Origin of the sequence: Chitinivorax tropicus, from assembly GCF_014202905.1 — a bacterium.
GTDB lineage: Bacteria > Pseudomonadota > Gammaproteobacteria > Burkholderiales > SCOH01 > Chitinivorax > Chitinivorax tropicus.
In genome coordinates this window covers 1-14,248 of record NZ_JACHHY010000040.1, presented here as the reverse complement: position 1 = coordinate 14,248, position 14,248 = coordinate 1, and the positions used below count along the sequence as shown (strand labels likewise).

Here is a 14,248-nt window from a genome sequence, read left to right as displayed (position 1 = left end):
TATTTAACGCCGGAAGAATTCCGGCAGAAGTACCACCAACAGAGGACCCAGGTTGCTAATTAAAGACTGGGATACCTAACGGGGAAAGGTCAGTATGCCGAGCGAGCTGCGTTGTTTAACAGAAAATCTTATGATCTTGCGGAACCTGACACCTAACCTAATATCACCTTCAGCCACGATCAAATCATAATTGTGAGAAAAGTTCAGCAGCATCAAAGCGCGCCTCCCATGTGTTTTGTACTGCAAATGCGCTCGCATCGCCCACATCTCTACCAAATTGAATTGCGGCGTCAGCTACACCAGAGACATCATGCGCTGAATGAGTGATAAACACCCCGCGTACGCATGTCCTTAGGCTCATTTCACCAAAATCTGTTGAGATTACAGGCAAACCGAGTGCACGGTACTCATAGTATTTGATTGGATCCACAGAGGCAGTAAGTGCGTTTTTCCTGAAAGGAATCAATCCAACATGGAATTGCTTCATGGCCTTCAATGCAGTTACGTGATCACAAGCAGGCAACAAGTTGATATTAGCAGGCAACTTGCCAAGCGGTCGCTCAAACACAGGGCCGATCAGGCGAATTTCATCGTTTGGCCTAGCTGCTGCCAAGGCACACACCCAACCCCAGTCAAACCAGGAGGCTATCGTTCCAACATAGCCGAAGACTTTTTGGGGGGAAGATGTCATCGTCGGCCCCACCCGCTGAACCGCCATTAAATCCAGCCCGTTATGCACCAAGCGCACATCACTATGAACATTCACCCACCGAGATTTGAGTTCTGAACTCGATGCCAAGATGATGTTTACTCGCGATGCAATTTCACGCTCCCTCCGAATTAAGGCAAAGCGAGAGAGGCCTGTATAGAACGCAGGAAAGTCATCCATTGCGTCATACAGAGATAGGCAATGCGGCAAGCGTTTTAGAAGTTGTAACGCAAGAACCGAGGGTTTTCCAACGGCCAGCAAGGTGCTGCTGTCTTCTGCATAGTTGTCAATTTGGTACAAGTGGCGCCGCCACATGAGTCCATTTATATAGCCAGAGCCCAATATCGGCTCAATGGGAAGACCACCCGGCTTCAGTACCGTGAGCCACGGGGGAAAACTGCCGCTCGGGTTGGTGGAAGCAGAAAAACCTGAGCGGCAAAGATCCCTCCAACTTGGAAAGCGAGTGGGATAAGGATCAACCCACAATACCGACCCACCGGTACGGCCATGAAACCACTCCACAAATTTATGTGGCCGTTGAGCAAAACTCTCCCAAGTTACAGGCGACAGATACACAAGACGCATCAGGCAAAATACTCACGGAGTGTTTTCACGATACGTTCCGCCGCATGCCCATCGCCATAGGGTGAGACACCTCTCGCCATGGCCTCGTAAGTAGCCTCATCATCAAGCAAGCGTTGTGCCTCCTCAACAATGCGCTCGTAATTGGGTCCAACCAACTTGACTACACCTTGTTCAACAGCTTCCGGTCGCTCGGTCTCGTCACGTAATACCAGCACCGGCTTACCAAGAGCTGGAGCTTCCTCCTGTACACCACCCGAATCAGTCAGAATGATGTAAGCGCGCTTCATAGCGGCAATAAATGGTGCGTAGTCCAGTGGTTCACACAGCGTAAAGTTGGGCAACTCAGATAAGAACTCGTATGCCACATTCTTAACATTGGGATTTGGATGCACCGGATAAAGAAACTGTACTGAGGGATTATTTTGAGCGAGAGTACGTAGTGCACGACAAATACTGTGGAATGGCTCCCCGAAATTCTCCCGCCGGTGGGATGTGACCAACACCAATCGCTTGGAGGGATCAAGCGAAATGGGAAGCACCAAGTCCCTTGCCGCTGTCATCAACAATGCATCAATAACAGTATTCCCAGTCACGATGATTTCAGAATCAGGGACACCCTCCTTGAGTAAATTCTGCCTGGAATCCTCTGTCGGTGCAAAATGCCAGCGGGCAAGCTTTCCTGCAATCACCCGGTTGGCTTCTTCTGGAAATGGATTTTGCATATCCCAAGTACGCAACCCAGCCTCAACATGTCCAATGGGGATACGGTGATAAAAGCATGCAAGAGCGACCGCCATAACTGTTGTGGTATCGCCTTGAACCAAAACTGCATCCGGCCTCTCTGCTTGCAAAACATCATCGAGATCAAGCAACAACCGAGCTGTCAAGGTAGTGAGCGCTTGATTGGGGCGCATGATGTCAAGGTCGATGTCAGGCTCTATATCAAAAAACTTGTTGACCTGATCCAGCATTTGCCTATGCTGGGCTGTTGCTAGAACGCGCGCATTTACCCAGGGTTCATTCCTCAACGCCAAAATCACCGGTGCCATTTTTACAGCCTCGGGGCGAGTACCCACAACACATAGCACTTTTTTTTTCATTGATAAATCTGAGATGAGTCGGTCAATTGACATTTTTCGTCCAACTTAGTTAAGTATGCTGCCGCCCTGATATTCCAATCGTTTACGTCAGCCAAGGCTCGCAATCGATTTCGATATACTGTGTCATTACAAACACCGAAAGCGCGATCAATTGCCTCAACAAGCTCTGCCGAGTTGCTGCCCGCAAAGACCTCGGGAAACGCGGTGCATTCATTCATATCAGTGGTAACAACAACTGGCTTCTCAAGCGCAAAATACTCGTATAATTTTAGAGGCGAAGTTGACCGCGCGACCTCACCTGGCCTGAATGGGATAAAGCACAAGTCAAATAGACGTGCATATGCGGGCAAAACAGCATAGTCAACCGCACCAAGATAGAGAGTATTAGCACTTCGCGGCAGTTGTGGCACACAGCCGCTGTAGTCCGGCCCAATGAATACAAAACCCACATCCGACATCAGAGCAGACACTTCCTCAATTACTTCATACCATAGCCAAGGAGCGATGGCTCCAAAATAACCGATGATGCGGGGGTGCTTTTTCTTAAAGACAGTTAAACACTCTGGAAGTGTAACGCTCAGATGCCGCACATCCTGATAGTGCTGGACATCCACACCATTTGGAATGAGGACACATTGCCCTTCTCCACACTGGGCAATTGCCTCTCTGTGGAGCGCCGCCGCTGACGACACAATGATGTCAGCTGCACCGTCAAATGCTGCTTGCTTCAAATGCTGAAGACGCCTGAGAGAACTTCTCCCTCCGGATATTGAAGCATCAATATGATCGATGTATTCATAAATCACAATTCCTTGCTTGCTCGCTGCAAAAATATCTTCCGCGGCCGCCAGCAATGAAGTACTGTAAAAAACATGTGCAGCATTGCGGATATTGACTACCGCTGGGTCATTAGCGATCCACACATTCATACCTACTTGCCTAAATCCCGCTATATCATCCCCATTGGTCTTGAAAATAACAAGGCAACCGACACGACCCAAGGCAAGTGCCATGTGATGGGGGCGCTGGAAAAGCAAGACACCCCAGTCCATATTGGGCTCGAAAATGATGAGCGCTCGGTAGTTGGCTCTATGCAAGACAACATCTCGAAACTCGGGCCAACCCAGATCCCCTACTCTCCATACTGCCTTACGGGGTTGATTTCGGAACCAGCGCACCAGAGAGTGACGAACACCATGTAACTGGTTCCGTAACGGAGCAGGAAGAACCCAAAAACAGCTTCGAGCAAAGGCATAAAGTGAAGCGAGCATATAGCCAGCTACCTAGACGAGGCCTAAGGCCGATGAATTTTCCTCTAGGACAGATTCGCCTTTCGTGATGATCTCTGTAATCAACCGTATATAGCTTTCGTATGCACGTCCCTTTTCAAACATAGCCAATTCTGTTGCCGAAAAGTCAGGGCGCGCAGGATTCAGCCAAGTGCTTACCATCGCATCTGCAAGCCGTTGCTCAAATGCCGGAGTTGATTTCATCTCCCATATTTGGCCGCTGAAATGAATCATGTCATAAACGGGTTCAACCAACTGTATGCCCTTTCGCCCCACAAAATGAGAGGCACATCCGACAGCCGGCATAATAACCGGTATATTTGCGGCTATTGCCTCAAGTAAAGTCAGCGGCCCCCCCTCAAAAAAGGTCGCTGAAACAAACGTATCTGACATAAGCATATGCTCATGGGCACTAGGAGCTGATTCGCAATAAAGCACCTTGCCTTGCAGGCCCTGTATTTCAACGTAAGCAAGTATTTCCTGCAACAACACAGGCTCATAGCATGGGCCGAGAATAACCAAACGCGCATTTGTACAAACTTGTGCAGCTATTTCAAATGCCTTGACCACCCCTAAATGGTTCTTCTGATGGTTGATAGCACCGACATCCAGGAAAACGAACTCATCATCGGCCATACCATACTTGGCGCGCAAGCGAGCACGTGCGCCACAACTGTCCACCGTATTAAACGGCTCAAAATCGATACCATTGGGTATTACGGTGCACTTTTCAGGTGCAACTCCAAGACGAGAGATACTATAGCTTCTAACGTGATCAGATACTGCAACAAATGCAGTAGTCATAGCTGCCGTCTCCGCGAATTCGCGACGCTGGTGCTCATTGAACCACATGTAGATGTTATGTACGACCTGCACAAAAGGGATTGCCTTCTGGTGATATAAAGCAACTCCCCTAAACGAGTAATGCGCTAGTATCAATTTCGGCTGCAACTGATCAAGCAAGGCAGCATGCGAGTCCTGCGAATATGAACAACAGACAACTGTTTGGCCCAAGTCAAGGGCAGTTTTTACCGCCACACCTTGAGTCCCAAGCACCAGGAGTACCACACGATAACCGGCTCGTGAGAGGGTATTGTTCAGGTCAATAACTACGTTCTCAAGTCCACCTGCTTCGAAATTGTCGACCTGCACTAAAATATCACAGGGTGACAAGCATTTTGACTTGTCGTCAGCTAACACACTTGCCTGAAAAGTGTTGGCACTGGCTGATGACATAGATGTAAGCGCTTCTGATGAGAAAGTACGCCAGATCCGTCTCGCCATCCGCCCCACCAAAGTTTCCGGCGGAAGTATGCGACGAAACCACTCCAAAAGCGAAGAAACCCCAGCCCTGCTGTCCGATGTGAGAAATGTGTGAATCTCTGTCGCACCAGCATGCCGTACTTCCTTCAGGCGCTCGTAGACACCAAAATTCAGTGCTGCCATTTCGGCACGCTGCGCTTCGCCTGGCAACCTTCCAGCGAGAAAATCATTCAGGTGGATAACACGCATACCTAACGCCTTAAAGTCGCCGATATCTTCGCTATCCACAATAGGAACGATACCCATGGCAAGGTATTCGACAAGTTTAGTCGGACATGCGGCCCGATTCACAATGATGTCTTCGCGAAGGATAAACCCATAATGACACTCAGGATAGAGGACCAGGAGTTCAGCATGCGTCTTCGCCTCAACTGTTACAATATCCAACACCGGCGTTGGCAACATAGCTTTCACCAACTGCGGTTCGGGGCAATAGAAGCGATGGCTACAGCTATCTGCAGTTCTGATGATTGCATCAATCATCTTTGGCACCTGTTGCCATTTGTGCATCCCCCCCGCATAAACGACTATAGGCTTGCCATCAACCAGAGGGCGTGACGCGAGCATCGGCACAAAATTTGGAAATATCGGGAAAGAAACAATCTTCGCCTTCAGTGCATCACGGAATTTCTGCTGAAAATATTGTCTCATTGCATCAGTTACGACAATCACGATACCTGCTTTTTCTACAGCAAGTTTCTCCTCTTTCTCATACAAAACAGCGCTAAAGAAATCGTTGTGCATCCGAAACTCTTCTGGCACTACACCATGGATATCCACCGCCTTTCGGATGAAAGGTAAGTGCAGCAGGCGGCCAAAACGATTGTCATACATTCGCAGCACGCTGTGGAAGTAGATCTTCCGGCTTCGCAAAACGGCCACCAGTGCCAACAAGCGGACAAGCATTCTACGTTTCTTCGTGCCAATGATCCGCAACACCAGTACCTTCGGCTCAGGACGGTCGAACCAAATGTTACGCCCCCGCAGTTCATCACTCTCAACGTAGACACGCCAACGATTAGCAAACATACGATCTACAATCTGTATTCGTTGGAAATAACCGTCACTTTGGCGCTCTGGGTAAAAGTACCCCCCAAAGAAAACAATCCCATCAAATTGCAGGATAAATTCCAGCCCTCTACGCAGGACCCAAAGAAATTTACCGAAGCGAGTTGTCGGGCGAGTTGCAAATACTGGCGCGACAGCAACCGGTGGCGGTATGTCAGGCGTCGCTATATTGTCAGGTTGATTTGACGTTGTAATAAATGCATGAATGGCAAAGTTGCATTCAACTCTGTCGTGGATACCTATCACAATATGTTCAAGATCAGGCACCATAGAGTCAGTTATCGAGCTTCCATTGTTGCCCTGTGTCAACAGCACCTTTGCACGCTGTGCAATATCGTCCCATTGCGCATTCAGATCACCAAAAATTTCTGCGGCCTTCACCTGCCCCGCCAATGTCTCAGGCACGACAAAACCAGTCTTGGACGCCAGTGCGTTCCGCAGATTGTAAAATTCAGATTCGAAATAATTGATTTGATTGGTAATTTTCCCCAAATAGAGCTCGATAAATTGCTTTTGCAGGGGAATACGATCCCTATTCATTAGGACAAACTGGATGTCCATAGCAAATGAGACAATGGGCTTTTCAGGTCTACGCTGCCACACAATCCCATGCTTGCCCTCTAGATACTCCTTGTTGCGTTGAGCCCTTGTGCTGAAATACTCGTACTGCAACTGCCCAAATGATGCTGACCCCCAGTGGTGGATATAAACATCACGTGCAAGTTGGATATTATAACCAGCCTTCCGGGCACGTAGACAGTAATCATCATCTTCGAAGCCTCCCGGAAAAAAAACCTCGTCGAGCAAGCCTATGTCGCTGCACGCTTGCTTGGTCAGCAGCACACAGAAGAATGTAACATCAGCTTCGACAAGGTTGCCTTTCCAGGCTCCATGCCAGCGATCTGCAAACTCGGAAATACGATGGTAAACCTTATCCCGAATAACCTCCGATACCTCGTCCAGACATTCATCGAGTTCTACATGATAGTCAATAGGAACACATTGCTCACTATCAGCTTTATTGGTAACTGCACTGATGATATCAGCATCCGCTGCAAGAAGACGATCTAACCAGTGATCTGTGACGATGACATCACTATTGAGTAAGCAGATGTGAGAAATCTCTTCGTCAGTCAGAAACTCTGAGATACCTATGTTGTTACCACCTGAGAAGCCGAGGTTTTTTTCCTGCTCAATGTAACGCCAAGCAGGCCCAACTTCGGAAATGTGTCGCGACATGGCCGCCTGGATTTTCACCCGCTCCGACTGCTCCGACGCATTATCAACCAATATTAATTTGAATGCGGCGGCATTGTATGCACGTCTGACGCTCGCCAAGGTAACCCTGACCGCCTCTGACGCGTTATAGGAAACAATAACAATCCCTATTTTAGTTATGTTGCTCATGCTCAACTTTTCCTTAGCATCCTACGTAGAATTTCTGGCCATAAACGCGGTCGGAAATACGCAAGAATTGCATCTTGCTTTTTTATGATTTCAAGTTGGCGCACGATCTCTGCGCGGGCTAGAACTAGCTCTCCCGACAGCTGCTGCACATCGCCATCACGCGCAGCCACCTCACGTGCCAGTGCCTGGGCATGAGCGTCCTGCTTCATCACCTCCTGAGCAAGCTCCTGTGCTCGCATATCTTTCTCCGCAACCTGTCGAGCCAACTCCTGTACATCAGCATCACGCGCCACTACCTTACGTGCCAGTGCCTGGGCATGAGCGTCCTGCTTCATCACCTCCTGAGCAAGCTCCTGTGCTCGCATATCTTTCTCCGCAACCTGTCGAGCCAACTCCTGTGCATCAGCATCACGCGCCGCCACTTTGTGCGCCAGCACCTGAGCATGGGCATCTTGCCGTATAACCTCATCAGCAAAGCGCCGACAGGTCTGTTCCTTTTCTGCCACCAGAGCCAACAACTTATTGACTGCCTGACTCATATCATTCAGACGGTGATCGCGATCAATCAGCTGCCTCTCAAAAAATCCCATAGACTCTTGAAAAAGCCTACCACCTCTATTTCTATCTCCATCAATCATTGCCAACATGTAAGCTGCACGTGAAGCTTTATCAAGTAGCTGTGTCAGCTCAGCAAGACCGAACGGCAAGGGTGTCTCAGATTTCCCAATAACATTCAACCAAGAGCCAGATACAAATTGTTGTGACTTGAAAATAGACTGTAATAGGTATGTTCGGGCCAAGCTCTCTTCGTGGCGACTTAAGGACAACACCGCCAACCAATAAAAAGCATCGACTACTTTGTTACCAAGCAGGGGACTATAGGCAGCCACATCCCGACCAATGCATTCCGTATAGTAGGAGATGGCGTCACCAACCCTGCCTTGCTTCCTTGCAAACTCTCCGCCAGCAAAAAGGAGTGAGACCTGCCAGCGGAGCTGATGTGGTGAAGGATTGGGAATTGCCGCATAACGCCATATTTCTGACTCAATATCCTTCAGCGCCTCGACCGACCTCCCCGCAGTTTCCACATAGGCATATACCCGCCCGCAAAGAGCAGCCCCGTAATCCACTGACTCAGGATCCGCGGATGCCAAAACACGTTCTTGCATGGAGATGAGCAGTGGCATAGAATGCGCTCGCATCCCAATAGATACCATACCCTTCACTAGCCATGGATTAAGGTAATCGCGCGCAAACGCTGACACGTGAAACTCCGGGGCAGTCGGCAGTACCCATGCTGTTTCCTCATATGACACGCCCTCCCCAGCAACGGGGTCCGCCATGCCCATTAGCAACACCCACTCAGCGTCCTCCTCCGGAGATTGGTCAACAGGCGCGACAATCCATTTCCTGTCAGCATGGTGGCACTTCATCGCTCCACCAGCCGTTTGTAGGAAGCCTTTCTCAAGCAGGAAAAACTCACCACATTCGGCCACTAAGCGCTCCCATGTGTATACATGTAGATGGTGAGGATTTGGATCCTTGCCAGTCTCGTCTGCCCAATTGTTCGGTGCGCATACCATGACACGACCAGAAGGCTTAAGCACGCGCTTGAGTTCACACAAATATGCAATTGGATCGGGCACATGCTCAATCGTTTCAAACGCCGCAATAAAATCAATGCTATGATCAGGAAGGAAGTCAAGTACCTGAGCATCTCCAACCTGAAACTTTATATTGTCCGCATGCCCATAGTGAGCACTAGCATAAGCAATACCAAAATCACTTAGATCCACACCCAGCACTGATCTTGCCTGTGAGGCCGTATAGAGAATATGGCTGCCATAACCTAGTCCGCACGCGACATCCAACACCCGATCTCCCGGTCGGATGAATTCGGCAGCCTTATGGTATCGAATGCAATGTGCATCGCTTCGTCTACCAACTTCCCTCAACATATCTGTGTGGAGCAAGCGTTCTTCGACAAGCACGGATAGGTCGTAGTTCAGCAGAGCATCGACCGGTACCTTCTCCAAAAGTATGAGAATTTGCTCGCCATCCTGATTCAGCGACTCGTAGGGATTGACACGATAATAGAGTGCATGCTTACGAAAACCCGCTTCAAAACAACGTGCTTCCCACCACGAACGATTTTCAACTGACCGACACGAATGGTCGCCTAGGCCATGAGTTGTGGAGATCTGTAAAAAAACATATTGAGACGACACGCGAAACATCTCGCGCAAAGCCACGGACACATCAGCCGGCACCAAATATTCCAGGCAGTTGGTAGACACCACAACATCAAAACTGGTGTCCGGGAACGGCATTGATAAAGCCGAACCTTCGAAAAAGCGGCTCGTCCAACACGAGTTGGCGCGCTCAACCACGACAGATGAAATATCGAGACCAAAAGCATCAATTCCTTGACTGAGCAGCTCTGCAACTAGAAACCCCTCCCCGCAGCCAATGTCAATCGCAGAACCATAGCCACAGGTTTCCGAAATCAGTGTAGCAATTCTAGTTAGATCACCACTGCGCTCACCTGCACGATCCAACTTCTGCCAATAGGCATCTGAAAGCGATTTGTAATTAATCGTACCCTCAACATCCATACATTCACCATTTTGCAACCATGCGCAAGTCACTTAGGCCGCCAAAGAAGTATTCGTCCTGACGAATAAGTGTTTGAAAGAATGCCGCTTCGTCTTTCCAGTGAAGAAGACGCTGCGCGGTGTAGTCTGGTCTACCTTCATAGGAGACTGCCGCTTGGATTTCATACAAATTCGGACCTAGAGTACAGTCGCACTCCAACCGGACATCAAATCGCTCTCCGACATGAATCCGTCGTTTCCAGAAAACGTCACCTTCTCGAAGGCCTGCCAGAATCTGCATGTCCTGATTCAAGGTTCCCCATGAATAAATTTTGACTCCTTCGCGATTGCGAATGCGTACCGACACGTTAATGCAATCTGTTTCAAGATGGGATACGCATTCAACATGAATACGAATGACATCGCCAGGATAGAACACTGAGCAGGGTTCATTGTCACGATTGAAGGTCTTTACGGAAGTAACCTCGATACCCCCATCGCCAAAAGAGAGCTGGTCGATGCGACCAAGTGGCGTATCTTGAACTAACTCTTTGTCTGTCAATTCTGAGGACTCTAATACAACCAAATTTTCTTTTTTGTCACTTCCAATGGGTGATGCAGCCCCGTCATTCAACGGCTTGGAAGTGAGCTGCGCGAAGTACGCAGACTCTTCTTCGTGTAGAAGCTTGCGATAGGCCAACAGTACCTGCGATGCAGTTCCCATCGACACAGCCCGCCCCCCCTTGAGCAAAATGGCGCGATGGGTCAGTGTCCGGACCGACTCCTGATCATGAGATACAAATAGAAGCGTAACACCATCTGAAAGCAATTTTTCAATACGACTGAAGCAGCGCTTTTGGAAGAGCGCATCACCAACTGCAAGCGCCTCATCGACAATGAGAATATCCGGTTCGATTTGAACCTGAACGGCAAACGCCAGCCGAACCAGCATGCCGCTAGAGTAGGTTTTTACAGGCTGATCGAGATGAGCACCTATATCAGCAAAAGAAGCAATTTTGTCAAAACGAACCTCGACTTCTTCGCGCGTCATACCAAGCAACATAGCATTGAGGTAAACGTTCTCACGCCCTGTGAACTCGGGATTGAACCCTGATCCTAATTCCAGAAGCGCTGCGATCCGTCCGTTAGTTTCAACCGTACCAACCGTTGGCGCGAGAGTTCCAGTTATCAGCTGCAGCAGTGTACTCTTGCCACTACCGTTTCGACCGACGACACCAAATGCTTCGCCCTTCCGGATTTCGAATGATATGTCCTGAAGCGCCCAAAACTCTTGGTAATAGGATGAGGGCTGACAACCCGAAAGACGCTGTAGCGCTGGGACAATGAACTGCTTCATCCGATCACGTGGCGTAGCATAGACTTCGTAACGTTTACCAAGTTCGTTGACTCGAATCGAATATTCATTAGAGGACATCAGCAAATCCTTTTCGAGTTCTTTGGAACCAAGCGAAGCCTAACCATGCAATAATGCAGGAAATCACTAGATATCCCCCCCAAGCTGACCAGTCAATCGAACCTCCCCAATACATCACCTCTCGTGTCTGCTCAACGGCAACCGTAATAGGGCTTAGGTGGACCACTGCGCGAAACTCTTCCGGAAGGCTCTTCAGCGGGTAGAAGACGGGAGACAAAAACATAAGTACTGGTACAAGCGCCCCCACAACCTGAGACACGTCGCGCAAATAGACGCCCAACGATGAGAGAAACCAAGTAAACCCAAGCGTCAGCAGGGCCAATGGTACAAGTACAACCGGGAATAACAATACTCCTAAATGAGGAATACCAAATATGACCACATAAAAACCCAACCACACAAAAAAACTTACTAGCAAGTGAAAACCAGCACTACCCATAGCGACAATCGGTAGCAACTCTAATGGGAACACAATCTTTTTGACGTAGTTGACATTCGAGAGTATCAAACTAGGGCTGCGATTCATACATTCCGCAAAGAAATTGAATACAAGCAATCCCGCAAATAGTATCAAGGCAAATTCGGTTTTTGAACCCGATCCGCCCAACCAGCGTGTTTGAAAAATTACACTAAAGAAAAACGTGTAAACAGCCAACATCAACACAGGGTTGAAAAACGACCAGAGGATACCAAGAGTGGAGCCTTTGTAACGACCAATTATTTCCCTGTGCACCAGCCCTACCAAAAGGTTTCGATTGATCCACAGGCTAGCAATCATTACAGCTGGGGAAATGGAAAAATTTTGCATCAGCTAAAGACCTCAGCAACTTCTACACAAAACCAAGGGAAAAGTCTTCGGAGATACTAAACCGGTGCTTGCTCTCCGTAGAAAGAATCTCACCCGCACACCGACTGATAGCTTTGCGACCTTGTCGGAGATAAACTGTGGCATCAAAATCCCTATCCCCAACCAGCGCACCAGCTTGCCGCCGAGCAACAGAACCAAGAAATTGAGGTCGCGCAACTCCCTCTTGACACCCTAGCTGCAGATGCTTTATATAAACCATATAAATTTACCACCGGCATCATCAAGGCAGGCTCGTTTGCAAGTTGCAAAAAAGAAACATTGCTCATCACCGGATATCTTAGGCCCAATAAAGAAGGCATCTGTGATGGTGAGTAGAGTTGTCTGCACCAGAAAATGTTTTCCACTAGAACTCCCTATAAGTACCAGCTATGGGGCTATACTTGGGCAAAGGTTAAACCAGCACCTCGCACCATCCATTATTGATTTAGCCTGGGTGAAAAAAGCCTCCTTCAGACGAATCACCTCCAGGCCTTGGTATTTTCCAATAGTAGCGATAAATTGGCCAAATTTAGGCAGGGATATATATGAACCAGCATCCAGCCAAGCATTGCTCCAACCCATGATTTTTATGTTAAGCTGACCCTGTTCAGGATCCCATTGACGGAAATCAGTAACTTTGATCCCTGCATGTAGCCAAGGCTTTAGCGGTATTAAACAACTGCCGATCACAAGAATAATGCCTGGAAATAGCGCGGTTAAATTTAGGCTGACCAGGCACACCCGTCGGCATTGCCGCACCAATCAAATTCTATCGCTTTGCAATACCGCATGACATAAAAATGCACCAAAACCCTCACATCGGAACTGAAAACTGAGCCGCAGATGATAAAATTCTCGGCTACAAAAAGTGTTATATCCCAGTGTAAATTCAGAAGGCTGGCCATCCATTGATAGTATTACTCATTAGAGAAACTCAAGCCAAGCCATCTGAGTCAAGTTGAGTGTCGTATTTTAAGCTGCACCCCTTACCACCAACGCACAGGAGTTAAAGCATATCCGGCAAATCCGCAAACAATAAGAATATCGCCTACCCCTATCAACACAAGCGCACCAAGCCCGTAGCAAATGGCGGGCCTGTCAAAACTGGAAGCCGCTGCTCTACCATGACCAACCCAACCAAATACAAACAAGCACCAGAACTTCCGACAAAGGCGATACCTTTGTAGGCAATCATGACTTAGATGATCTACTTAAAAATAATATGACCGCAACATGGCTCTAAATTTTAGAGCTGAAGAATCTACAAGACTTAGAGGATACTCAGCCAGGAGCTGGCAAGTCTTTTAACCGAAGGCAGAAATTGACAACAATGATAAATTTATTTCGCCGCCATCAAATTACCAATAAAAAAACAAATGCCCCCCACCCAGACCCAATACCGTCCAAATAGGCCGACCCATTAGAATTCATGGCAAACCCACTCGACGAAACGAAAAAGTGTCGACAATGAAGCCAACGTCACCCTCCATAAATTCATACAAGCTTTCTAGCCAAGACCACTGACAATACAACTTATGACATCTCAACATCCAAGAGAATATTTACCTACTAAAGCACTTAAACTTACACCAACAGCCTTCTTATCTGAATTAACTCAAACCCACGTCCATCAATAAAAACAACCGTAACACCCAGAAAGCCCGCTGAATTGCCCGACTTTAGAAAAGGTACGCAGGCCCCGTCACCAAGACCCTAAATCACTTAAGCTCAACTAGAGATTATACCTCGCCATGCAGGCCATTGACAACGTCCACACCGACGTCCCCCGGAATTGAGTGACCTTTCCCCACCACGGTATACCAAGAATTAGTTAGCATGGAGGGCGATAGGAGCTCACATGCGCAAGGCGAGATTCAACGAAGTCCAGATC

The 14,248-nt window shown here is 48.3% G+C and carries 7 protein-coding genes; all 7 read right to left on the bottom strand.

The window, feature by feature from the left end; all coding sequences use genetic code 11:
* Positions 1–184 precede the first annotated feature (184 nt).
* The 7 genes from HNQ59_RS18665 to HNQ59_RS18635 all read right to left on the bottom strand — a co-directional run bounded on the left by HNQ59_RS18665 (position 185) and on the right by HNQ59_RS18635 (position 12,318).
* Positions 185–1,294: a glycosyltransferase family protein gene (locus tag HNQ59_RS18665; protein WP_184041907.1), complete on the bottom strand. Its 1,110-nt coding sequence runs from the start codon at positions 1,292–1,294 to the stop codon at positions 185–187.
* Complete coding sequence (gene wecB / locus HNQ59_RS18660) at positions 1,294–2,394, bottom strand: non-hydrolyzing UDP-N-acetylglucosamine 2-epimerase (protein ID WP_184041908.1); 1,101 nt, start codon at positions 2,392–2,394, stop codon at positions 1,294–1,296. Before wecB ends, HNQ59_RS18665 begins: the two co-directional genes overlap by 1 nt.
* Positions 2,391–3,446 (bottom strand): glycosyltransferase family protein, encoded by a 1,056-nt coding sequence (locus HNQ59_RS18655; protein WP_246491086.1) that lies wholly within the window; start codon positions 3,444–3,446, stop codon positions 2,391–2,393. The genes wecB and HNQ59_RS18655 overlap by 4 nt, the downstream gene beginning before the upstream one ends.
* A 231-nt stretch (positions 3,447–3,677) precedes the next feature.
* Positions 3,678–7,481, bottom strand: coding sequence for a glycosyltransferase (locus tag HNQ59_RS18650; RefSeq protein ID WP_184041905.1), 3,804 nt, complete (start codon positions 7,479–7,481; stop codon positions 3,678–3,680).
* A gap of 2 nt (positions 7,482–7,483) precedes the next feature.
* A complete protein-coding gene (locus HNQ59_RS18645; protein WP_184041904.1) occupies positions 7,484–10,096 on the bottom strand; it encodes a class I SAM-dependent methyltransferase in 2,613 nt (870 codons plus the stop codon).
* Positions 10,097–10,100: 4 nt separating this feature from the next.
* Entirely contained in the window at positions 10,101–11,510 is a 1,410-nt protein-coding gene (locus HNQ59_RS18640) for an ABC transporter ATP-binding protein (protein ID WP_184041903.1), read from the bottom strand.
* The gene (locus HNQ59_RS18635; protein WP_184041902.1) at positions 11,500–12,318 is read right to left on the bottom strand and encodes an ABC transporter permease; all 819 of its coding nucleotides are present in this window, start codon (positions 12,316–12,318) and stop codon (positions 11,500–11,502) included. Before HNQ59_RS18635 ends, HNQ59_RS18640 begins: the two co-directional genes overlap by 11 nt.
* Positions 12,319–14,248 lie beyond the last annotated feature (1,930 nt).

What these genes read in the sequence shown, in the direction of transcription:
- HNQ59_RS18650 (WP_184041905.1), bottom strand. Translation starts at nt 7,481, where the DNA reads ATGAGCAACATAACTAAAATAGGGATTGTTATTGTTTCCTATAACGCG.
- wecB (WP_184041908.1), bottom strand. Translation starts at nt 2,394, where the DNA reads ATGAAAAAAAAAGTGCTATGTGTTGTGGGTACTCGCCCCGAGGCTGTA.
- HNQ59_RS18645 (WP_184041904.1), bottom strand. Translation starts at nt 10,096, where the DNA reads ATGGATGTTGAGGGTACGATTAATTACAAATCGCTTTCAGATGCCTAT.
- HNQ59_RS18665 (WP_184041907.1), bottom strand. Translation starts at nt 1,294, where the DNA reads ATGCGTCTTGTGTATCTGTCGCCTGTAACTTGGGAGAGTTTTGCTCAA.
- HNQ59_RS18640 (WP_184041903.1), bottom strand. Translation starts at nt 11,510, where the DNA reads ATGTCCTCTAATGAATATTCGATTCGAGTCAACGAACTTGGTAAACGT.
- HNQ59_RS18635 (WP_184041902.1), bottom strand. Translation starts at nt 12,318, where the DNA reads ATGCAAAATTTTTCCATTTCCCCAGCTGTAATGATTGCTAGCCTGTGG.
- HNQ59_RS18655 (WP_246491086.1), bottom strand. Translation starts at nt 3,446, where the DNA reads ATGGACTGGGGTGTCTTGCTTTTCCAGCGCCCCCATCACATGGCACTT.